The organism is Alkalibacterium sp. MB6 (assembly GCF_009935905.1).
In the GTDB taxonomy this organism is placed as follows: Bacteria; Bacillota; Bacilli; order Lactobacillales; family Carnobacteriaceae_A; genus Alkalibacterium.
In genome coordinates, this window is sequence record NZ_PREX01000002.1 from 118,494 (window position 1) to 140,551 (window position 22,058).

Genomic DNA, 22,058 nt, shown 5'->3' on the forward strand with positions numbered 1-22,058 from the left:
AAGAAGCCTTATGGCATATAAGTTATGCGAGTTACTGAAGCAAAAAAAAAGCCCATTTGACACTCTCCTTGACTAATCAAGGACAAGTGTAAATGGGTTTTCTATAAGACACTAATCATATAAATAGGTACTAATTATTTTACTGCGTCTTTTAATGCTTTACCAGCTTTGAATGCAGGTACTTTGCTTGCTGGAATTTGGATTTCTTCCCCAGTTTGAGGGTTACGTCCTTTACGAGCTGCACGATCACGTACTTCGAAGTTACCAAAGCCAATGATTTGTACTTTCTCTCCGTCAGCAAGAGTTTCCTTAATTGTTTCAAAAACTGCCTCTACTGCTGCAGTTGCATCCTTTTTAGTAAGTTCAGCTGAAGCTGCTACTTTTTCGATTAATTCTGCTTTATTTGCCATCTTTATCTTTCACCTCCTCAAAAGAAGATCGATGCATGTCAATAGTTTTATCATTAACTTGCGATCTATCTACATTTTAATTTGAATTAAAATGTACTGGGTGAAATAGTCTGTTCTGACATTTCATTTTAAAAGATACCATAGAATCGTTGATACTGCAATGGTATTCTCTAAAACTCTTAGTCGGATAAGGAAAAACTAATGAATCTACCCATTAAAGCAAACACATTGTGTCTCTTTGTCACTTTCTTTGTCTAGCAATGATTCTTATCGGTGTGCCTTCAAAGTTGAAAGTTGCTCTGAATCTATTTTCCAAGAATCGTGCATAAGAAAAATGCAGCAATTCCGGATCATTTACAAAAATGATAAAGGTTGGTGGTGCTACAGCGACCTGAGTCGTGTAGTAAATCTTTAAACGTCTTCCTTTATCAGTAGGTGTCGGATTCATAGCAACCGCGTCCATTACCGTATCATTAAGAATAGATGACTGAATTCTTAAGTGTTGGTTCATAAACACCTCGTTAATTTTATCCGGTAAGGCATGCAGACGTTTTTTAGTTAGTGCTGATACGAATACGATAGGGGCATAGCTTAAATATTGAAATTCTTCCCTAATGTCCTGTTCGAATTCTTTCATCGTATTGGTTTCTTTTTCAATGGTGTCCCATTTGTTGACAACAATAATAATTCCTTTTCCGGCTTCATGAGCATAGCCAAATACACGCTTATCTTGTTCTCTAATGCCTTCTTCTGCGTTAATGACACACAAGACTACATCAGAACGTTCAATGGCACGCAGAGCTCTTAAGACACTGTATTTCTCTGTATCCTCGTACACTTTACCTTTTTTACGCATACCAGCCGTGTCAATAACGACAAAATCCCGACCATCAGCGGTTTCAAAGCGAGTATCGACTGCTTCACGAGTGGTCCCCGCAATATCTGAAACGATGACACGTTCTTCACCAACGATTGCATTCACCATACTGCTTTTTCCAACGTTTGGACGTCCAATGATACTAAATTTAATGGTTGATTCATCGTACTCTTCTTCTGTATCTTCAGGGAAGTGTTTGATCACTTCATCCAATAAATCACCTAAACCGAGTCCGTGAGATCCTGAAATAGGATACGGTGTTCCTAAGCCTAAGGAATAGAATTCATAGATTTCAGCACGAATTTCTGGGTTATCAGCTTTGTTTACAGCTAAAATAACAGGCTTGCCTGAACGATAAAGGATAGGAGCCACTTGTTCATCTTCGGCTGTTAAGCCTTCTTTAGCGCTAGTCATCATGATAATCACATCAGCTTCTTCAATAGCTATTTGTGCCTGTTCTCTAATCTGCACGTTAAGGGGCTCATCTTCCATGGTGATTCCACCCGTATCAATCAGTGCAAACTCTCTTCCCAACCACTCAGCATCTGCATAAATTCGGTCTCTCGTTACTCCTGATGTATCTTCTACAATCGAAATACGATCACCGACAACACGGTTAAAGATAGTTGATTTCCCAACGTTCGGTCTTCCAACTATCGCTACAGTAGGTTTTGCCAATAGCAACACCTTCTTTCCAATTTTTTTGTCAATTTAAAATAGTGACACCCAACCAATCCGGGCCTAAGCCCGAACCGATTGGGTGCGGTAAATATACCGATTACTCTTTTTACGGGTTACAGTCTTTTATTACTTATTATCAGAGTCGTCTGAATCATCTGACTCAGCTAAAAATCCTGACAACTGATCACCAATTTGATCGCCTAAAGTAAAGGCTCCATCATCTTCCTCACGAAGTGCTGGCTTGGATGGTGTTGGACGTTGTTCTCTAACCTTAACGTCTTTTGGTGCATCATTAGAAGAAACGGATGATGACTCACTTGACGTATCGTCTGATAAAGCTTTAATACTTAGAGAGATACGTTCTTCAGAAGGGTTAACACTTAGTACTTTCACTTCAATCTCTTCATCTTTAGCGACCACTTCATGAGGGGTTTCCACATGTTTATGAGCCATTTCAGAGATGTGTACTAAGCCTTCTACACCTGGTTTCACTTCAACAAATGCACCGAAATCAGTGACACGTTTAACTGTTCCTTTAGTCACAGTACCAGCAGGTAATTCGTCTGCGACGTTTTCCCAAGGTCCTGGTAAAATAGCTTTAATAGATAAAGAGACACGTTCTTGCTCTTTGTCTACTTTCAGAACTTTAACGTTCACTTTATCTCCTCTAGACAATTTGTCTTTTGGATGATCGATTCGCTCGTGCGCAATCTCAGAAATATGAACTAATCCGTCTACTCCACCGACATCTACAAAGGCACCGAAGTTAGTTAGGCGAACAACTTCACCTTCTACAACGGATCCTTCTTCAAGATTATTTAGCGCTTCTTCTTTCTCAGCAGCCTGTTCTTTTTCAAGCAATACTTTTCTAGATAGAATTAACTGACGCTCATGAGGATCAATCTCAATAATTTTGAAGGTGTAAGTGTTTCCTTCAAATTGAGTCAAATCACTCACAAAGGATGTGTCGATTTGAGAAGCAGGTACAAACCCTCTCACTCCTAAATCAACGGTTAATCCGCCTTTTACAGCACGAGTAACTGGCGCTTCAACTGTTTCATTGTTTTGATATTTTTCGTGTAATTCTTCCCATACTTTGCGTTGGTCAACGCGTTTTTTGGATAGAACAAAACTACCTTGCTCTTTATCTTTTACATCTCTTAATACGACCAAATCAATCACGTCACCGACTGTTACGATATCTGATGGGTGATCAAAACGCTCATTTGCTAATTCTCTCGGAGGAATAATGCCTTCTTGTCCTCCAGATAGCCCAACAATGACTTGCTTTTCTCCGTCAATTGCTAGAACTTCACCTTGTACAAGGTCGCCTGGTGTAATGTCTTCTACTCCACTCATCACGTCAGACATAGACTCCGAGGTTGATTCGTTAGAACCAACTGCCGGTTGTACTTGAGCATTCTCATTCTCAGCCAAAACATCTTCTGGATTTGTATTGCCAGTAGAATTCACTTGAACTTGTTCATTGGCAAGTTCAATAGCTTCTTTATCTGTTACTTCATCAGAAGAAACGTCTTCGGATGTCGATACTGTTTCGTCAGTTGTTTCTTCGTTAACTACTTCTTCGTTTCTATTCTCTTTTTCTGTCATCTTTGTATGCCTCCCAAACCAATAATTCCTACTTCTTTCATTGTACCGAATATAAAAATGGATTTCCAGTAAAACCAATTCAAATCCATGTATAAGGTCTAATTTAGATAGTTTTAATCAGTTTTTTTATTTCATTGACGACTTCTTCAATAGATAACTTCGTTGTATCGATTCTAATAGCGTCCTCTGCTTGCTTTAAAGGAGATGTCTCACGGGTAGAATCCTTGTAATCCCGATCAGCAATGTCTTTTTTTAATTGCTCCAAATCACTTTGCACGCCTCTTGTCTTGTTTTCTTTGTGTCGTCTTTCAGCACGCTCTTTAACGCTAGCCACTAAGAATACTTTCAAGTCTGATTTTGGAAGGACAACCGTTCCAATATCTCGTCCATCCATAACGACACCATTGTTTTCAGCCATTTTTTGTTGGCGTCTAACCATTTCTTCACGGACCAGTTTATGAGCAGACACGATGGAAACGGTATTGGTCACATTATTCTCGCGAATCTCATCTGTCACTTCCGTATCGTTTAAAAAAACTCTCTGACCGTCTTTTTTCCACTCAAATGTTATAACTAAACCAGATAACAGGTTAACCAGCTCGGTTTCATTTTTAATATTAACATTATTTTTTAAAGCGGCATAAGTTAATGCACGGTACATCGCTCCTGTGTCAACATAAATTAAACCTAACTCTTTAGCAATCTTTTTAGCAACCGTGCTCTTTCCAGATGACGCCGGTCCATCTATTGCAATTGTCATTGTTTCGTTTCCCATTCATTTCACACTTTCGTTAGCATTTTTATTTCACTCTTAATTGTTGCCCTATAAAGACTGTTTCCTCTGTGAGGTTATTTAATGTCATTAATTCCTCAGTGGTCATGCCGTGGTTTAAAGCAATTCGGTACATGTTATCACCGGCTTTTACAACATAGTGTTCTGCCCCAGCTGTTTCTGTAACGGTCTCACTCTCTGTCATTTCAGGAGTTGATGGGGGTTCAGTTGCAGAGGGTTCTCCACTTGTTCCGTTGTCTTCACTTCCTGTTTGATTGGTTTGCGCAGGTTGCAAAGGAGGTGTCGTGTTTTCCACAGATTCGTTACTTGTATTCGTTTCTGTATCTTCTGGTAAGTCAACGGTTTCTGATTCGTCAACAACATCCGTTGAATCAGCAGCTGTTTCTTCTGGTTCCTCTAAATCATCTTCTTCTGGTTCCTCTTCACGTTGAACAACCTGTTCAACGGACGGACCAGATGGCTCTTCAGATGTTCCTGATCGATTAGTATACCATGCATAAGCAGATATCGGTAAAATAATAAGTAAGACTAAAAATATTAAAAATACAGTTAAGACAGGAGATATACTTTGCTCACGTTCTCTTTTAGCCCTCCTGGACATGGGTTCGTCTTGAGAGTGATCGACTTCTTCATCAAAACGTTTAGACCACAGCTCTTCCATAGACTCTCTTTCTTTTTTTCCCATAAAAAAACTCCTTTCAGTTAATTCGATATTATTATAGCATATATAAGCATGTATATATCCTCACTTTATAAATTAAATAGGTTTTTTACCTTGATTTGAAAGTCCTTTTCGTGACTAACGTTCACATTCTCCACATACTCTTTTGGAATGTAAGGTAATGTCAGCTCCTTGTTACAATGAGAGCAACACTCTTTTGTTGATTGAGTCACATCTTCATCAAAATAACTCAATAAAATGCGTCGTTTGCATGCTTCTCTTAAAGCATAGGAGACCATTACATCTAACTGCTCTCTTTTATGCTCTCTTCTGTCTTCTATAATATGGAGAGCTTGTGATTCAGACACCTTCTGATTAATAAAATAAGTGAGCATCCCTACCTTTGGATCATCTTTTAAATGAGTCAACCGATTGGGGTAAGTATAGGCATAGTGAATCTCATTTTCAGTAGGCAATGACCCTTCTTGTAGTCGCCGTTGGAGATTTTCGTCACCTTTTTCATACAAAAGCAAAGCGACTCCTCCTTTTTTATCTCGACTGCAACGTCCGATTTCCTGAAGGTACATTTCGGGATTGGAAGGAAGATGGTAATGAATCACAAACCGAATATCCGGTTTGTCTATACCCATACCAAAGGCGCTTGTTGCACAGATCACTTGTATCTGGTTAGTGATGAATTGGGATTGAATAATGCGCTTATCTAATGCTTCTAAATCGCTATGGTAACTCTCCGCTCTAAAAGGTGTGTTTTCCCTAAGCAGTTGAGCCACTCGGTCAGCTGTTTTTTTACTTGAGAAGTAAATGATACCTGGTCCCTTAAACTCATTGACAGCTTGTAATAGCAAATCGTCTTTATTCCTAGCACATTCTTGAACCCTTAACTGAATAGACGGACGATTGACCGAATAAATAATTTCTTGAATATGCTCCCCTATTCCCAAATTGGCTATAATTTCCTCTCTTACTTGTTTGACAGCCGTTGCAGTCAAAGCCATGGTTAGTGGGTTGTTTAATGATTTGCGTAATTCCCCTAACTGTAAATAGTCTGGTCTAAAATCCATTCCCCATTGCGATATACAGTGAGCTTCATCTACAACAAATAATGAGATGGTGAGTTGTTTTAATTTTGCCAATACAAACTCTTGCTGCATCATTTCAGGAGAGATGAAAATAAATTTATAGGTGTTCAACCTGGATAATGTATACGACTTTTCTTGGCTAGTCATAAAACTGTTTAGCGCAACAACCGATTTTTCTCCATCCCGTTTCATTTTTTCAACTTGATCTTCCATCAAGGATAGCAAGGGAGAAACAATTAAGGTTTGTCCTGCAAAGAAATAAGAAGGGACTTGGTAGCAAAGGGATTTACCCGTGCCTGTCGGTAACATAATTAGCGTATTTAATCCATCTAATGCAGCGAATACAGCTTCTTTTTGTCCTGGCCTAAAGTGAGAAAAACCGTATTTTTCTTTAAGAAGAGTATGAACTTGTTCGCTTAACTTAGTATGCATGTGCTCTTATCCTCTCAATCTCAATTAATCGGAACCAGAAAAAAGGAATGTCTGGGTGATCCAATTTAAACTCTCCATAGGTTAGATCTGGCTTATCTTCAAAACAATGATGAATCATGGCATAAGCATCATCAGGAATAAACGCCTTATAACCTGGCCAGTGAGTCACTAATACAATTTCCAAAAGGTGTTCGATGATTGTATTTTCTTTTAAGTGACGCAATCGTGCAATCTCATCAATGGTATGGCCCATTTCTATTAAATGAAGCGTCTCATACGCACTTTTATTTAATCCCTTACTCTCTTGGACGTGTATTGATGACCACAAGTTCTGAATTAAAGCTAAATCATGGTTAAGGGAATAAAGTCTAAACGATTCGAGTAAATGAGTCATTAAGACTTTGTAATCACTCTCGGTCATCGCAAACTTCTCGAGTAATTGCCGTCTAGTCAGTCCGTTTTCTTCATTACCCATTAACTGGTCGACCAACATATTGGCATACGATACTGGTAGACTCTCTAAATAAGAAGCGATTTCCTCAGCCCACTGTCTGGTCAATTCCTTCATTGGTAAACCTTGCTGTTTTATCCATAGTTTCGTTTGCCTTTGGTCCTCAGCTGACGGGAGATGCGGGAGATACTGATTGTTGTTATAGCTAAATTCAGACAGAATTTGACTGATAAAGACGAATCGTTCCCAAAAGACGGATCTTGTTTTAGCGTATTCAATGGACTTGATATCTGGAAGTGATCTATCTGGCATGATGAAAGCTGTTTTTTGTCTTTCTCCTTCTTCAGAAAGAAAAGCTTCACCATTGTCTACTATTAGCCACTTTCTTTTTGTAAAGTCGTTGATGATGCGCATCCACATCTTTTCGTTCCATTTTGGAAACAAACCGTATAATGAAAATAATTGCTTTCGCTCTATCGTATACAGTATGGAAGGTGTGCGTCGTCCAACACCTATCAGTTCTAATTGCTTAGCGGTAAGTTTTTTATCTCTCGAAAACAAACTAATAATATAGTGTTCTGCAAGCTTGGTTGTCAACGTTTCAACCCCATCTCTAACAATTTAACTCTAACGCTCATTCTACATGAAAGTGCCCTCGACTGATTAAAGAAATTTTAAACACTTTTCAACAAGTCTACTTAACGAATCAAAAAAGCCAGTCACATAGACACGACGGTAACGTCTATCTTTTGAGACTGGCTTATTTACACTATTATTAATTATCTACTGATTTATTTAAAGCTAGGTTCGTCTTCTTTTTTTGACGGCCTTTGTTTTTTGTCCGATCAAGCATTGGTCTGATTTTAACAAAAGCAATATAAAAGACTGTGCCGACCAATACACCTTTAATCATATTAAAGGGAAGCAAAGCATAGATGATGTACGTCACCATAGGTCCTACACTGAAGCCCATAACGGCCATATATGCTGGTGCAATAAAGAGCCAATTAACAAGAGACATCACTATAGTCAACGACACGCTGGCAATCCCTACTGATAACAGTTTATTTCTGTGAGATGTACCTCTCTTTATTAACAAGTAATAAAGGGGAAGCGTAAACGATAACGTGGCAATAAATGCTGCCGTATCTCCGATTGGGAAGCCCATTTCGCCCCCCGTTGATGCATAAGACAAGAGCGACCGAATAAAGGCAATGGCTATACCAGCTCCTGGTCCAAATACATACATCCCAAACAACACAGCTAAGTCACTGAAATCCACTTTTAAAAAGGGTGTGCCTGGCAGTATTGGGAAAGAAAGCATGGAGATAATCCACGCGAGTGAAGCAAGTATCGCGATACCTACTAGCTTCTTGGTTTTGTTGTTTGTCATAATAAATCCTCCTAAAAGGATTCATCCTACTATAGGGTGAACTTCGCTAAACCACTCTACTTTTTGCCTTTTCCCGAAATGAAGACCAAATAAAAAACTCTATTTGTATCGTCATTTCAGGACACAAATAGAGCATAAAGACAGAATTAGGTTCAGTCAAAAAGCTCCATCTTCTTTATCCAGACTATACTGTCGGTACTGGAATTACACCAGTTCAGCAATTTTACTCGCTCGTGGACTTTACCACCGGTCGGGATTTGCACCCTGCCCCTGAAGATGAATCATTTATTTAATTTTTATTTCAATACTAATTATATCGAATATGAGACAGTTGTCAAGTAGTCTTTGTTATTTTTCCTTCAACCTTTAAGAAGCCTATTTTATTTATCCTATAAGCGACTGTTGAACAGGTATGTGAATAATAAAGGACGCTCCTTCACCTAAGTCAGATTCGACTTCTATATAACCATCATGTGCCTCTACAATATTTGAAACCAATGATAAACCTATGCCCGTCCCTTTCGCATTAAAGACGTTATTGTTTCTGGATTTATCAGCTTTGAAGAAACGGTCAAAGATGTAAGGCAAATCTTCTTCCGGTATGCCGGTCCCTGTATCTTTAACAATCATGACGACTTCGCCTAATGAATCTTCTTTAAGCAATTGGAGAGTAACCACTTTATCATCTTTATCCGTTAGACTGGTGTGTCTGATGGCATTATTAATTAAGTTAACGAATACCTGATCCATTTTGTCTTTATCCATAACTAAGTGAACGGGTTCGTTGGGTACTTCCAACTGGAGAGATACCCCTGCTTCATTAGCCAAATTATCAAATCGGAATAACAGGTTTCTCAAGTAAATATTTAAATTAACTTCCGTCTTTTGAAGTTCAATAAAGCCGGCTTCCATTCTGGATAAATCGAGCATTTCATTAACCATTCGGTTCATACGCTGGGATTCATCTCGAATGATTTGAGCCATTTCTTTTTTCTCTTCAACACTTTCAGCCACATCATCTAAAATGGCCTCACTGTATCCTTGAACCATGACTAAAGGCGTTCTTAATTCGTGAGAAATGTTATTAATGAAATCAACTCTCATTCGGTCCAATCGGTATTCTTTAGTCAGGTCCTTTGTAGAGACCAGCATGCCTCGCAACTCACTGGCGTTATCACCGATTAAAGGAAGAATGGTCACTTCATAATAAGTTTCTTCAAGCTCCACAGTGAATTCAGTCGTGCGTTTATTGGTTATTGCTTCATCTAATTTTAGTCCTAAATCGACAAAGTCGCTATGGTTGGAATGGGTTGTTTTATCAACTTGATACTTCGTTAAAAATAAATCCCCCACTGGATTGGATAATAGCAAGGTGCGATCCGAGTCATAATATAAAATACCCGTCTCGATATTGTTCATAATATGAGACAGTAATTCTTTTTCTTGTCTAACGACCGTACGGTTTGTTTCAAGTGAATGACCCATTTTATTCATAGCCATGGCCAGTTCAGCTAAGTCATCTCGCCCGGAAACGGGTAACTGTTGACTAAAATCATCCCTAGCAAAATCAAAGGCAATATTTGTCATGGCATTAATAGGCTCGGAAATAGTCTTTTTCAAATAAATATAATAAAATAGAGCAACAAAGACTTCAGCGATAATAATGCCAATCAATACAGATGTCATGCGTCTTTCCAATGTAACTAAAAAAGATAAGTCCGCATAGGAATAAAATAAAGCTGGTTCATCATCAATGGTTAATGGTTGAACATGAAAGACATGAGGGATATTTTTTCGGTATTCCCTATGTCGATCGGAGCGAATTCTCGTTCGTTCGTTTCGTTGAATATTTTCCAGTACACCTGGTTTATTTTGAATGGTTGCCCGGACCTCATCTGAAAATGACAATAGCCATTCATCATGATTCGGATCGAATTCATCATTTAATAAGACGCCAAAATCAACTTTTGAATGGATACTATTTATTAAGGATAGGTTTTCCAATAAAAAATGTGGATCCGCAACTACTAAGCGTTCCACATTTAATATGATTTCTTCAAAATCATCCATATAATTTTCCTTTACTTGTTCAGCAAAAAATAATCCGTAAAACACACTAGTAAATAAAAAGGAAAATAAAGTAAGGACGAACGTAATCACCCATATCCTAATAGCTATGGCATTTAATTTCATCGGTGTTACTCCTCTTCTTCGTGAGGATATGAGTTCAACTTATACCCAAGGCCCCAAACGGTTTCTATCATTTTGGCAGCAACTTCAGATTCTTTTTTCAATTTTTCTCTGAGACGCTTCACATGTGTATCAACCGTTCTTAAATCACCGAAAAATTCATATTTCCAAACTTCTCTTAGTAATTGTTCACGACCAAAAATTTGATCAGGTGAGGACATTAGATAGTGCAGTAAGTCATATTCTTTAGGTGTTAAATTGACTGTTTTCCCATCAGCAGTCACGCGTCTAGAGTCATTGTCGATTTCCAAGTGAGGCAGTTTCAATGTGTCAGATACATCGCCACTTCCAGCTTTTGAACCTGCGCTGCTCTTTGTCCGTTTGATAATGGCAGCTACTCTTAATACGATTTCTCTTGGACTAAATGGCTTAACGATGTAATCATCCGCGCCAACTTCAAATCCTTGAATACGATTTAGCTCTTCACCTTTAGCAGTTAACATCATAATCGGCGTTTCTTTTTCTTTTCGTAATTCTTCAGCTACTTGAATACCATCCATTTCAGGCATCATCACATCCAAAAGGATTAAATCGTATTCATTTTCCAATGCAAGATCTAACGCAATTCTTCCGTTTTCAGCTTCATCAATACTATAGTCCGCTTTTTCTAAATACATTCTAAGCAAACGTCTGATTCTATCTTCGTCATCTACTACTAATAATCTCTTCTTGTCTTCTTGATTAGTCTCTCCGATCAATTTTAGACACTCCTCTAAGATTTACTCGCATCACTGCAGTACATACCATCTATTCCTTATCTCTTTTTTATTATAACTAAAGAAAGGTGTTTCTTCCAACAATTTCTCTTATTCTTTGCTAATCGTTACTTTCCTCATGAGCTAACTGTTTTAATTTATTGACTTCAAATGGTTTTAATTCACGCCACTCCCCAGACTGTAAGCCTTCTGTAGTCAAGAAACCATAGTGGCTACGGTTTAATTTCTCAACCGGGTGACCAATCGCTTGAAGCATTTTTTTAACTTGGTGATTTTTCCCTTCATGTATCGTTAATTCAATTAAGCTTGTATTTTTCGCCTTATTGATTTCGATAATTCTTGCTTTTGCTGGTCTTGTTTTGTAATTATCAATAAATAAACCTTTTTCAAGTTTAGCAATCGACGACTTATGCACTAAACCTGTCACTTTAGCGACGTAAGTCTTTTCAATACCAAATTTAGGGTGTGTTAATTGATTGGTCAGCTCACCATCATTCGTCATGATTAACACACCTGTTGTATCATAATCTAAACGACCGACCGGATAGATACGTTGTTCAATAGATGAGAAATAATCGACGACTGTCTTTCTACCTTTATGATCAGAGGCGCTCGTGATGACTCCTCTTGGTTTATTAAATAAAAAATACAACTTTTGTTCTTGAGTTATCGGCACATTGTCCACTTCAATGGTATCATTTTTTTTAACAATGAGTCCCATTTCGGTAACGACTTCACCGTTAACTTTTACTCTGCCTTCTTTTATTAATTTTTCTGACCCTCTACGCGAGGCAACCCCAGCATGAGCCATTAATTTTTGTAAACGTTCCATTTATATGTCTTCCCCTTTTCATTTTACAACACCGGCCTTTAAGTTTAACACACTCTTTTATTTAGGACATGTGTGCCAATCTTTAGTAGTCAAAGGAATCCTTAAATAAACGTTCATTTACAAACTCTTCCTCTGCTTCCAGTTCAGGTAATTCAGTTAAATCATTTAGTCCAAAATAATCAAGAAAATAATCGGTTGTGCCATATAAAACGGGTCTTCCGGGAGCGTCTAGTCGTCCGATTTCCTGTATTAAATTTCTTAATTTTAACTTTTGAAGGCTTGATGCTAATTGAACACCTCTTAGCTCTTCTATTTCCATTCGTGTAATAGGTTGTTTATAGGCAATAACTGCTAATGTTTCAACAGACGCTTTACTGAGTTTATTACTCAAAGGTAAATGAGCGTATTGTTGAATAATTGAAGCGTATTCCCTTTTCGTTACTAAACGGTAAGTCTCTGCCGTCTCTATAAGTGTCAGTCCACTCTCTGGTGTGTGCAAGTAATGTTGTTCAAGTCGCTCCAGGCAACGCTTTGCATGATCTGAAGTGGACTTGGTCAGTTGTGCCAGCTCTTTCAAAGAGATGCCTTCTTCACCTGCTACAAATAACAAAGCCTCATATACTGCTAATTCATTCATTAAGTGTCTGACAACCCTTTCGGCTTTCCATCATAATGCCTTCAGCTCAATTTCACCAAAGCTTTCACTTTGTTTGATGGATAGTTTATTTTCTTTTATTAATTCAAGTACAGCTAAGAAAGTTAAGACCACATCTTTTTTTGATGGTCGATTAACTAAATGGCTAAATAGAACGGTTCGATTTGAGTTGAAAATCGTCTCTTTTAACCAGTTTATTTTTTGAGTAACCGTTACTTCTTCCATATCTACCGTAGTAGGAGTCGGTTCTAGCCACTCTTTTCGTTTCATCATGTCACTAAACGCATCGAGTAGATGACGAATATCTAACTCCCCTTCCTTAAGAGGGATGGACTGTTGGTATTGAGTTAGATCGGCTTGGTTTCTGGAATAGTAGACTTCTCTTTCTTCTCTACTCTCACTCAGCTTCGTAGATGTGTATTTTATTTTGCGATAATCAAGCAACCGTTCTTGAAGGCGTTCTAAAGAATCCTCGTTCACATCAAATACTTCGCTCTCTTCTTCCCATGACTCATTTCTCGGAAGGAGTAGCTGGCTTTTGATAGACATCAAAGTGGCAGCCATAACTAAATATTCCCCTGCTACATCGAGCTTCAACAGTTGCATGGCGCGTATATAATCCAAATACTGTTCAGTAATTTCTTTAATTGGAATATCGTAAATATCTATCTCTAACTTGTTTATCAGATGAAGGAGTAAATCTAATGGCCCTTCAAAGACATCCAGGCTGACGTTCCATTTGTCGTTCATCTGTCTTCCTCTTTTTCTTATTCAGTCTCACGTTCATGATCACTATCTTCTGACTGTTTCTGCCATTTACTTATTAAAGAAGACGTTTTAAGGGTTCCGACAACTTTTCTCGGCGAAAACTTTTCGGATAAAGCAGATAATATATCAAAAGCCATCCCTTCTTCTCGGTAAGATGGATTAATGGCAATGTGTCTCAGTAGAATCAGTTCTTCATCTACTTCAATACCCACGACTCCAGCCATATCTCCCGTTTCGTCACTCTTCCATAAATAAAGTTGTCTGTTTTCTTCTTGATTGTACCAATCCATTTCGTTTGTTAAACGATGGGTGTCTTTTAAATCTGGCACGTAAGATAGCAGTCCCATTGTAATTTTATGGTAGTCTGCTTTAGATCTAACCAACATCTAAAGACCTCCTAAAGTCCGTTATCTATGCTGTTTTCTAATCGAAGAAAATCTGCATAGGTTTCTCTTCGTATAGCTAAAAAGTCTTTTCCATTCTCGACAAAAACCACAGCTGGGCGTGGCAGACGATTGTAATTGCTTGCCATTGAATACCCGTAAGCTCCGGTACTAAATACGGCCAAGAGGTCTCCTGTCGTTGTTTCAGGCAAAGACAGATCCCATATCAACATGTCACCACTTTCACAGGCTTTCCCTGCAATAGAAACCGTTTCTGACTGATCTGCTTCTACTTTGTTAGCCAATACCCCGGTGTATTCTGCTTGATAAAGAGCTGGTCTAATATTATCAGCCATCCCACCATCCACAGTGACGTATTTTCGTACAGAAGGGATTGTTTTGTTTGTGCCAATGGAATAAAGTGATGTACCAGCCTCACCGACAATACTTCTACCCGGTTCAATCCAGATCTCCGGCAAAGGCAAATCATTTTCTTTTGCTTGTTCACGAACGGCACCCATTATAGCGTTGGCATAGTCTTTCAAAGGTCTTGGTTCATCCTTATCCGTATAGCGGATACCAAACCCACCGCCAACGTTTAATACAGACAAGTCGAAATCAAAGCGATTAGCCCAGTCTTTCGAACTGGCCATCAATTTCTTGATAACTGCTTCATAGCCGGTTACTTCAAATATTTGAGAACCGATATGAGCGTGTAGACCAATAGTATTGAGACGTGATAAGTCACTTAATCGGATGATGGCCTCTTCTACTTGGTTAGAAGCTAAATCGAAACCAAATTTCGAATCTTCTTGACCGGTAGTAATGTATTCATGAGTATGGGCTTCTATACCCGGTGTCACTCGTATGAGCACATCAACTGTTGTATCGAGTTCCTCGGTCAATTCATTGATCATCTCGATTTCTCTGAAATTATCTACAACGATACACCCTACTTTATAGGATAACGCTTCTTTTAATTCTTGGTAAGATTTGTTGTTTCCATGAAAATGGATACGCTCCGATGGGAATCCAGCGTGAATCGCTAAATGCAATTCGCCACCGGATACGACGTCAAGCGATACATCTTCTTTAGCTAGTAGTTGATATAAAGCTAATGACGAAAATGCTTTACTGGCATAGGCGACTTGAGTCCCTTTCTCATACGAGCGAAACGCGTCCTTGAAGGTATTGATTTTGTTTTTCACTAAAGCAATATCATACACATATAAAGGTGTACCATAGTTTTTTGCTAACTCTGTTGCGTCTAATCCACTTATTTCAAGATGGTTGTCCGCATTTACTGCCATATTCTCTACTAGTCTATTTTTAAATTGGTTAGTCATAGAGTCCCACATTTCTTTCTAGATTTTCTTTCATTTTAATCTGTTAGTTTCTATTCATCACTGATTATCATACATTTTAATAGACCAAAAATCAAATTCAGATGGAAAAGAATGCGATTTTGACAGCCAAACATTCAATAGACAGGTGCACAAAGAAGCGTGTCAAATTGAAGACTGCCATAAATAGAAAAAGGGAGCGAAAGTAACTTACCTTTCGCTCGACTTCTCTTTATTACATTTTTGAAATGGCTGTCTTAACAAGAGACTTGAATGATTCTCTTACTTTTGTTGTGACTTCAACGACTTCTTCATGGTTCAAGCTTTCTTGCATGCCTGCTGCAAAGTTTGTAATACATGAGATGCCGGCTACTTTCATATCAGCATGTCTCGCCACAATCACTTCGGGAACAGTTGACATACCAACGGCATCTCCACCCATTGTGCGGACCATTCTGACTTCGGCTGGCGTTTCATAAGTTGGACCAGTTAGTCCCATGTATACACCATGCTTGATATCAATACCCAACTCTTTAGCTGAGTCTTCAACCAATTCTTGATAGCCTTTATCATAGGCTACACTCATATCTGTAAAGCGAGGGCCTTGATTGGCATCATTAGGACCTAGTAATGGGTTGCCGCCAGTCATGTTGATGTGATCGGTAATAATCATTAAGTCGCCCGGTTTGAAGGTTTCATTGACTCCTCCAGCAGCGTTCGTTACAACCACTGATGAAACGCCTAAAGCTTTCATTACTCGCACAGGAAACGTGACTTCTTGTAACGAATAGCCTTCGTAAAAGTGGAAACGACCTTGCATAGCGATGACTTTCTTACCGCCTAGCATGCCATAGACCAAATGACCAGCGTGTCCTTCGACAGTAGAGACTGGGAACTCAGGAATATCTTCATATGGAACGGCAATAGCCTCTTGTGCCTCATTAGCCAAGTCACCTAAGCCTGATCCTAGAATTAAACCGACTTCTGCATCAACCATTCCTTTTTCTTTCAAAAATGAAGCGGCTTTGTTAACCGATTCAATATACTTTTCATCCATTTTATTATCTCCTTTAATCTTCTTCCTTATTCTTCAGTCAAACTCTTTAAGAAACTCTCTCCAAAGCCAGTGTCACTTACATTAAAATTATCAGCAATGGTCGCACTAATATCAGCAAAATAACCTTGTGGCAGAGCTTTTCCGCCATTAAACCGTGGAGAATAAGCCATTAACGGTACATATTCACGTGTGTGATCGGTTCCATGGTGTGTTGGGTCATTCCCATGATCCGCAGTTAAGATGAGTAAATCGTTCTCTCTCAGCGCTTCCATTAGTTCTGGCATACGCGCATCAAAATCTTCCAATGCTTGCTTGTAGCCTTCCACATTACGTCTATGACCGTACAGTGCATCGAAATCTACTAAGTTAGTGAAACTTAAACCAGTGAAGTCTTTTTCCATTACGTCTAAGAGCTTGTCCACTCCGTCCATATTGGATGTGGTACGAACAGATTCTGTTATCCCTTTTCCGTTAAAAATATCATCAATCTTACCAACAGCAATAACATCTTTTCCGCCTTCTTTTAGATAATCCAAAACGGTATCTCCAAAAGGATCAAGGGCATAATCATGACGATTGCTTGTACGAGTGAAGTTCCCTGGTTCTCCTATATAAGGACGAGCGATAATTCGACCAATCATATAAGGGTCATCTTTCGTAATTTCTCTCACGTATTCACAAATCTCATATAATTCTTCTAAAGGAATAATTCCTTCATGAGCAGCAATTTGTAAAACGGGATCGGCGGATGTATAGACAATTAAATCACCAGTTTCCATTTGGTGTTTGCCGTATTCGTCAAGTATTTCAGTCCCAGAAGCTGGTTTGTTACCAATAATTTTGCGACCAGTCTGGTCCTCAATTTGTTTAATTAATTCCTCTGGAAAACCATTAGGAAATACTCGGAATGGGGTTTTTATATGAAGTCCCATAATTTCCCAGTGTCCAGTCATCGTATCTTTCCCAACAGATTTTTCTTCTAGCTTGGTATAAAAGCCTTTGCTCGTATCGACAGGATCAATTCCTTTTAACGGGGCAATATTTCCTAAACCTAGTGATTGCATAAAAGGCACGTTTAAACCTGCTTGTTCAGCAATATGTCCAAGAGTATGTGAGCCTTCGTCATTAAATTCTTTAGCATCAGGTGCTTCACCAATACCAACAGAATCTAAAACAACTAAATGCACGCGTTCAAATGTCATAATGTTTCCTCCTCAATTGTCATAGTTTTAGAATAATTCAGCTCTTGATAAATTGCAAGACATGTTAACCTTTATACACCTTTATGAATAATATTTAATCTATTACTCATGAAAGGTCTGACTTATGCTCTTGGGTGGTAATGTGAATAAATGTCTTTTAGCCGGTGCTTTGTGATGTGCGTATAAATTTGCGTTGTTGACACGTCAGAATGCCCGAGTAATTCTTGAACCACCCTCAAATCGGCACCGTTTTCCAGCAAATGCGTAGCAAAGGAGTGTCTCAACGTATGAGGCGATATGTTTCCGGAAATACCTGCCGTTTGAGCTAATTGCTTTAAGTTTTTCCAGATACCTTGTCTAGTTAACGGCGTGCCTCTTGCATTTAAAAAGATAATAGGTGATTCTTTTACTGCTTTCTTCATCAATAAGGGTCTAGTTGTAGTCAAATAATAATCCAACCATTTTGCAGCCTGTTCTCCTATGGGAATAAGTCGTTCTTTGTTTCCTTTACCAACGACTTGAATCAGTTTCATGGATAAATGGATATCGTCGACAGTTAAACTCGTCAATTCAGAGATTCTGAGACCCGTTGCATACAGCACTTCTAAAATCGTTCGATCTCTGACACCGATAGGTTTAGACGTGTCTGGCGTTTGAATTAAACGCTCAATGTGATCCATCGAAATAATTTTAGGTAGCGTCTCTGCTTTTTTAGGTGTTTTCACAAATAACATCGGATCTTCATCCGTTATATTCTCCTGCTTTAAAAATTGATGAAACTTCCTAAGGCTCGAAAACATTCGGATAATGGTATTATCCGATTTCTTTGCTTTTTTCTCATCGCTAAAATAATTGAGAAGGAGATAGCGATCTATCTCCTTCCACTCTTTAATTTGATTTTTTTCTAAATAAAGAAGGTATTGTTCGATATCTCTTTTGTAGCTATCGACGGTGTTTTCAGCCAAGCCTTTTTCAATAATTAAAAAAAGAAGGTACTCATCAAGTGGGTTTCTGTCTAACATTATCTTACTCCCTCGCTTCTTTTCCTTGACTGACTGAGCACACTTTACAGTAGCCGTGGAAGGTCAAGCGATGATCTTTTACTATAAACTGGTATTCTCTTTCGATTTCTAGCTCAATCTCTAACAACATGTCATTTTTTACTTCTTCTATTTTACCGCACTTCATGCATAATAAATGATGGTGTTGATGCTTTTCGTTATTTAAGTTTAAATCATAACGAGCAATGCCATCTTGAAACGTTAATTTATTGATTACTTGAAGCTCTGTTAAAATTTCAAGTGTCCGATAAACGGTTGCGAGACCTATACCGGTATTTTTTGCTTTAACCAGCATGTAAATTTCTTCTGCACTTAAATGATCTTTTTCTTTCTCCAGAAGAACTTCTACCGTCAGTTCTCTTTGAGGGGTCAATTTAAAACCAGCATCATGTAATGTTTTTCGGACGAGTTTAAATGAAGAATCTAGATTGTTCATAACGAGCTCCCTTATTCTGAGATAGATTAAAATGACTATAATTAGAACGTATGACGTCAGCACATTCGATTATAATCATTATAAAATAATCCCCCATTTTCCTCAACCTTTAATCGAGCGTCATATCTTCATCCGGCTCTTTAATTAAATGTGTGTACTCGTCGTCTTGATTAACCAAGCCGTGCTTCATAAGACGACCAACTGCACGTTTAAATTGAGCTTTACTAATCCCAAACTGTTTTTTTATGTCTTCGGGATTTGATTTATTGTGATAAGGAATGCGTTTGTCTTCTGATCTCTTAAGCATTTCTAAAAGCATCATCGCATCTTCTTCCATTACTTCATGTGCTCTAGGTTTTAGTGACGCATAAAGCACGCCGTCTTCTCTAACGCCAATCACACGACCTTCTACCCTTTGACCTAAACGCGGCTCGGCTTCACGCTCGCTCGGGTGAATAAATAGAATATACCCATCGTCTGTCATCGCATATGTTCCACTCATCTTCAATTGAAACGCGTAACCCGCTACGTTTTGATTGTGCATGTCTTTTGAACCTTCAATGTACTGATCAAAAAACTGTTCCTCATCTGCAAGTTGACCCCATATTCGGTCTTTGTCATCGACTGTAATAGATAAATAGAGTTTGTCGCCTTCTTTTGGCCATAATCTTCCTTCTGCGGGAAGGTCGTCCATTGAGACAACGACATCTTTTTCTTCCCAGCCCACATTAACAAAAACGCCCAAGCGACGGTTAACCTTAACCACTTCTCCCCATCCAAAATAATTTGGGCGAATATCTGGAATAGTCGTTGTTAGAACGAGCTGATCATCTTGATTGCTGTAGGTGAAGCCGGTAACGACCTCTCCGATGTCATAGTCTTTTTCGGATAGTAATCGGTAAGTTAGGCCATTTTTTTGCACGAATGTCTCTTTATTATTTTTGTCTATTACAATGGCTGTTAGTTCGGTTGCTAAATCAGTGTTCATGTAATCAATCTCCTTTACAAATAAAAAAAATGAGACAAGGCCAGGATTCGATGTTGAAGGAACATATCCATCCTACCTTTTTCGAATCCTGTGACCTTATCTCATCAGGTGTTTATTGCTTTAATTTAAATGAATTAGATGGCAGTTGTTGCACCGCGGTAAATAATACCACGTCTTGCATCGACTGTAATTAACTCATCTTGTTCAATAATCTCAGTTGCGTTTTCTGCTGATACAATCACAGGAATACCCATGGCAATACCAATAACTGCTGCGTGAGAGGTTAATCCGCCTTGTTCAACAACAATAGCAGCTGATTTTTCAATAGCAGGCAAGTAGTCTTTGTCAGTGTTTTTAACTACTAGAATGCCACCTTCAATAGCGCGTTCTAGTGCTTCTTCTGCTGAATTGGCTACAATGGCTTTACCAATAACAGATTCTGATCCAACGCCTTGACCGCTAGTTAGCTTTGACCCAATTAATTGAATCTTCATCACGTTTGTTGTTCCACGTTCACCAACAGGTACACCAGCAGTAATAATAATCAAGTCGCCTTCTTTAGCGAATCCTTTTTCTACTGTTGTTTGAGTGGCTAAGTTGAACATATCATCTGTAGATGTTGGTTTTTCTGAAACTGTAGGTTGTACTCCCCACTGTAGAGCTAATCCACGAGCTGTTTCTTCGCTAAAGGTAACAGCTAAGATATCAGCTTTTGGTCTGAATTTAGAAATCATACGAGCGGTATGTCCCGATTCAGTTGCTGCTACAATTGTATTGATATTTAAGTTTTTAGCTGTGTGTCCAACGGCTTGACCAATTGCTTCAGTCATGTCCGTTTGGTCATACGCTTTAAGTGCGAAAGCATCTTGATTAATTAATGCACTTTCCGTTCTAACGGCAATGTTATACATGGTTTGTACTGCTTCAACTGGGTAATCACCAGCAGCTGTTTCACCTGATAACATGATAGCATCTGAACCATCAAAAATAGCGTTCGCTACGTCTGACGCTTCTGCACGTGTTGGACGTGGGTTTACTTGCATAGAATCAAGCATTTGAGTAGCTGTGATAACTGGTTTACCAGCATTGTTACATAGACGAATCATACGCTTTTGTACAACAGGAACGTCTTCAGTTGGAATTTCTACACCTAAATCTCCACGAGCAACCATTAAACCATCTGAAATCGCAATGATTTCTTCAAGGTTATCTACACCTTCTTGGTTTTCAATTTTAGGGATGATTTGAACGTGCATTTTATCTTGCTGCTCAAGAATTTCTTTGATTTCTAATACGTCTGATGTACGTCTAACGAAAGAAGCAGCAATGTAGTCAACGTTGTTATCTAAACCAAATTGAATGTCTGATCTGTCTTTCTCAGTTAATCCTGGCAAGTTAACTGAAACACCAGGTACGTTTACACCTTTTTTGTTTTTCAATGTTCCCGTGTTTTGAGCAACAGTGACGATGTCATTGTTTTCGTGATCCAAATCAGTTACTAGCAAGTTAATCAAGCCATCGTCTAATAGAATGCTTGATCCTGGAGTGACGTCGTTAATGAGGTCTGAATAAGACACTGAAAAGCGCTCAGCAGTTCCTTCAACTTCAGTCATGGATACGCGAACTGTTTCACCTTTTACAAGGCGGATCGCTCCATCAACCATTGTATGCGTTCTGATTTCTGGTCCTTTTGTATCAAGCATGATTCCAACCATTTTACCGGTACGTTTAGACGCTTCACGGATGTTGTTGATACGGTTTAAATGCTCTTCGTGGTCTCCATGTGAAAAGTTCAAGCGGGCAACGTTCATCCCTGCATCGATTAATTTCACTAATGTATCTATCTCTTCACTGGCTGGTCCAATGGTACAAACAATCTTTGTTTTCTTCATTATATTACTCTCCTATTTATAAGATTTTTTACATTATTTAAAAACATGTGTGGTTACTTTCAGTCT

The 22,058-nt window shown here is 38.6% G+C and carries 21 protein-coding genes and 1 riboswitch; all 21 genes read right to left on the minus strand.

The features are described from left to right. Positions 1-134 precede the first annotated feature (134 nt). Positions 135-410: an HU family DNA-binding protein gene (locus tag C3945_RS01715; RefSeq protein WP_161877959.1), complete on the minus strand. Its 276-nt coding sequence runs from the start codon at positions 408-410 to the stop codon at positions 135-137. A gap of 241 nt (positions 411-651) precedes the next feature. Further along, positions 652-1,965, minus strand: coding sequence for a ribosome biogenesis GTPase Der (gene der / locus C3945_RS01720; protein ID WP_161877960.1), 1,314 nt, complete (start codon positions 1,963-1,965; stop codon positions 652-654). 129 nt (positions 1,966-2,094) lie between these two features. Then, positions 2,095-3,579 carry a 30S ribosomal protein S1 gene (gene rpsA, locus C3945_RS01725; RefSeq protein ID WP_237585442.1) on the minus strand — a complete coding sequence of 495 codons (1,485 nt, stop codon included), beginning with the start codon at positions 3,577-3,579 and terminating at the stop codon, positions 2,095-2,097. 103 nt (positions 3,580-3,682) lie between these two features. Then, positions 3,683-4,339: a (d)CMP kinase gene (cmk, locus tag C3945_RS01730; RefSeq protein WP_442862157.1), complete on the minus strand. Its 657-nt coding sequence runs from the start codon at positions 4,337-4,339 to the stop codon at positions 3,683-3,685. Positions 4,340-4,379: 40 nt separating this feature from the next. Continuing rightward, positions 4,380-5,057, minus strand: a complete 678-nt coding sequence (locus C3945_RS01735; protein ID WP_161877962.1) for a LysM peptidoglycan-binding domain-containing protein — start codon at positions 5,055-5,057, stop codon at positions 4,380-4,382. Between the two features lie 65 nt (positions 5,058-5,122). Beyond that, positions 5,123-6,565, minus strand: coding sequence for a RecQ family ATP-dependent DNA helicase (locus tag C3945_RS01740; protein WP_161877963.1), 1,443 nt, complete (start codon positions 6,563-6,565; stop codon positions 5,123-5,125). Continuing rightward, positions 6,555-7,613 (minus strand): helix-turn-helix domain-containing protein, encoded by a 1,059-nt coding sequence (locus C3945_RS01745; protein ID WP_161877964.1) that lies wholly within the window; start codon positions 7,611-7,613, stop codon positions 6,555-6,557. The genes C3945_RS01740 and C3945_RS01745 overlap by 11 nt, the downstream gene beginning before the upstream one ends. A gap of 178 nt (positions 7,614-7,791) precedes the next feature. Continuing rightward, complete coding sequence (locus tag C3945_RS01750) at positions 7,792-8,409, minus strand: ECF transporter S component (RefSeq protein WP_161877965.1); 618 nt, start codon at positions 8,407-8,409, stop codon at positions 7,792-7,794. A gap of 164 nt (positions 8,410-8,573) precedes the next feature. Beyond that, a riboswitch (FMN riboswitch) is annotated at positions 8,574-8,691 on the minus strand. Positions 8,692-8,793: 102 nt separating this feature from the next. Beyond that, positions 8,794-10,602, minus strand: coding sequence for a sensor histidine kinase (locus tag C3945_RS01755; RefSeq protein WP_161877966.1), 1,809 nt, complete (start codon positions 10,600-10,602; stop codon positions 8,794-8,796). A 5-nt stretch (positions 10,603-10,607) separates the two neighbouring features. Then, positions 10,608-11,357, minus strand: coding sequence for a response regulator transcription factor (locus C3945_RS01760; protein WP_337249265.1), 750 nt, complete (start codon positions 11,355-11,357; stop codon positions 10,608-10,610). Between the two features lie 118 nt (positions 11,358-11,475). Continuing rightward, positions 11,476-12,207: a pseudouridine synthase gene (locus C3945_RS01765; protein WP_161877967.1), complete on the minus strand. Its 732-nt coding sequence runs from the start codon at positions 12,205-12,207 to the stop codon at positions 11,476-11,478. A gap of 82 nt (positions 12,208-12,289) precedes the next feature. Then, positions 12,290-12,844: an SMC-Scp complex subunit ScpB gene (gene scpB, locus C3945_RS01770; protein ID WP_161877968.1), complete on the minus strand. Its 555-nt coding sequence runs from the start codon at positions 12,842-12,844 to the stop codon at positions 12,290-12,292. A 30-nt stretch (positions 12,845-12,874) separates the two neighbouring features. Next, positions 12,875-13,612, minus strand: a complete 738-nt coding sequence (locus tag C3945_RS01775; protein WP_161877969.1) for a segregation and condensation protein A — start codon at positions 13,610-13,612, stop codon at positions 12,875-12,877. 17 nt (positions 13,613-13,629) lie between these two features. Then, a complete protein-coding gene (locus tag C3945_RS01780; protein ID WP_161877970.1) occupies positions 13,630-14,016 on the minus strand; it encodes an N-acetyltransferase in 387 nt (128 codons plus the stop codon). A gap of 11 nt (positions 14,017-14,027) precedes the next feature. Next, positions 14,028-15,359, minus strand: a complete 1,332-nt coding sequence (lysA, locus tag C3945_RS01785) for a diaminopimelate decarboxylase (RefSeq protein WP_237585443.1) — start codon at positions 15,357-15,359, stop codon at positions 14,028-14,030. 232 nt (positions 15,360-15,591) lie between these two features. Continuing rightward, entirely contained in the window at positions 15,592-16,413 is an 822-nt protein-coding gene (locus C3945_RS01790) for a purine-nucleoside phosphorylase (protein WP_161877971.1), read from the minus strand. Between the two features lie 26 nt (positions 16,414-16,439). Further along, positions 16,440-17,615, minus strand: a complete 1,176-nt coding sequence (gene deoB / locus C3945_RS01795) for a phosphopentomutase (protein ID WP_161877972.1) — start codon at positions 17,613-17,615, stop codon at positions 16,440-16,442. Between the two features lie 122 nt (positions 17,616-17,737). After that, positions 17,738-18,637: a site-specific tyrosine recombinase XerD gene (xerD, locus tag C3945_RS01800; RefSeq protein ID WP_161877973.1), complete on the minus strand. Its 900-nt coding sequence runs from the start codon at positions 18,635-18,637 to the stop codon at positions 17,738-17,740. 4 nt (positions 18,638-18,641) lie between these two features. Further along, on the minus strand, positions 18,642-19,112 hold the full coding sequence (gene fur, locus C3945_RS01805; protein ID WP_161877974.1) for a ferric iron uptake transcriptional regulator: 471 nt from the start codon (positions 19,110-19,112) through the stop codon (positions 18,642-18,644). A gap of 109 nt (positions 19,113-19,221) precedes the next feature. Next, on the minus strand, positions 19,222-20,100 hold the full coding sequence (locus C3945_RS01810) for a CvfB family protein (protein WP_161877975.1): 879 nt from the start codon (positions 20,098-20,100) through the stop codon (positions 19,222-19,224). Between the two features lie 134 nt (positions 20,101-20,234). Continuing rightward, positions 20,235-21,992, minus strand: coding sequence for a pyruvate kinase (gene pyk, locus C3945_RS01815; protein ID WP_161877976.1), 1,758 nt, complete (start codon positions 21,990-21,992; stop codon positions 20,235-20,237). Between the last annotated feature and the right edge of the window lie 66 nt (positions 21,993-22,058).

What these genes read in the sequence shown, in the direction of transcription:
- C3945_RS01715 (WP_161877959.1), bottom strand. Translation starts at nt 410, where the DNA reads ATGGCAAATAAAGCAGAATTAATCGAAAAAGTAGCAGCTTCAGCTGAA.
- C3945_RS01750 (WP_161877965.1), bottom strand. Translation starts at nt 8,409, where the DNA reads ATGACAAACAACAAAACCAAGAAGCTAGTAGGTATCGCGATACTTGCT.
- cmk (WP_442862157.1), bottom strand. Translation starts at nt 4,339, where the DNA reads ATGACAATTGCAATAGATGGACCGGCGTCATCTGGAAAGAGCACGGTT.
- pyk (WP_161877976.1), bottom strand. Translation starts at nt 21,992, where the DNA reads ATGAAGAAAACAAAGATTGTTTGTACCATTGGACCAGCCAGTGAAGAG.
- rpsA (WP_237585442.1), bottom strand. Translation starts at nt 3,579, where the DNA reads ATGACAGAAAAAGAGAATAGAAACGAAGAAGTAGTTAACGAAGAAACA.
- C3945_RS01740 (WP_161877963.1), bottom strand. Translation starts at nt 6,565, where the DNA reads ATGCATACTAAGTTAAGCGAACAAGTTCATACTCTTCTTAAAGAAAAA.
- scpB (WP_161877968.1), bottom strand. Translation starts at nt 12,844, where the DNA reads ATGAATGAATTAGCAGTATATGAGGCTTTGTTATTTGTAGCAGGTGAA.
- C3945_RS01780 (WP_161877970.1), bottom strand. Translation starts at nt 14,016, where the DNA reads ATGTTGGTTAGATCTAAAGCAGACTACCATAAAATTACAATGGGACTG.
- C3945_RS01755 (WP_161877966.1), bottom strand. Translation starts at nt 10,602, where the DNA reads ATGAAATTAAATGCCATAGCTATTAGGATATGGGTGATTACGTTCGTC.
- lysA (WP_237585443.1), bottom strand. Translation starts at nt 15,359, where the DNA reads ATGACTAACCAATTTAAAAATAGACTAGTAGAGAATATGGCAGTAAAT.
- fur (WP_161877974.1), bottom strand. Translation starts at nt 19,112, where the DNA reads ATGAACAATCTAGATTCTTCATTTAAACTCGTCCGAAAAACATTACAT.
- C3945_RS01735 (WP_161877962.1), bottom strand. Translation starts at nt 5,057, where the DNA reads ATGGGAAAAAAAGAAAGAGAGTCTATGGAAGAGCTGTGGTCTAAACGT.
- C3945_RS01810 (WP_161877975.1), bottom strand. Translation starts at nt 20,100, where the DNA reads ATGAACACTGATTTAGCAACCGAACTAACAGCCATTGTAATAGACAAA.
- C3945_RS01765 (WP_161877967.1), bottom strand. Translation starts at nt 12,207, where the DNA reads ATGGAACGTTTACAAAAATTAATGGCTCATGCTGGGGTTGCCTCGCGT.
- C3945_RS01790 (WP_161877971.1), bottom strand. Translation starts at nt 16,413, where the DNA reads ATGGATGAAAAGTATATTGAATCGGTTAACAAAGCCGCTTCATTTTTG.
- deoB (WP_161877972.1), bottom strand. Translation starts at nt 17,615, where the DNA reads ATGACATTTGAACGCGTGCATTTAGTTGTTTTAGATTCTGTTGGTATT.
- C3945_RS01775 (WP_161877969.1), bottom strand. Translation starts at nt 13,612, where the DNA reads ATGAACGACAAATGGAACGTCAGCCTGGATGTCTTTGAAGGGCCATTA.
- xerD (WP_161877973.1), bottom strand. Translation starts at nt 18,637, where the DNA reads ATGTTAGACAGAAACCCACTTGATGAGTACCTTCTTTTTTTAATTATT.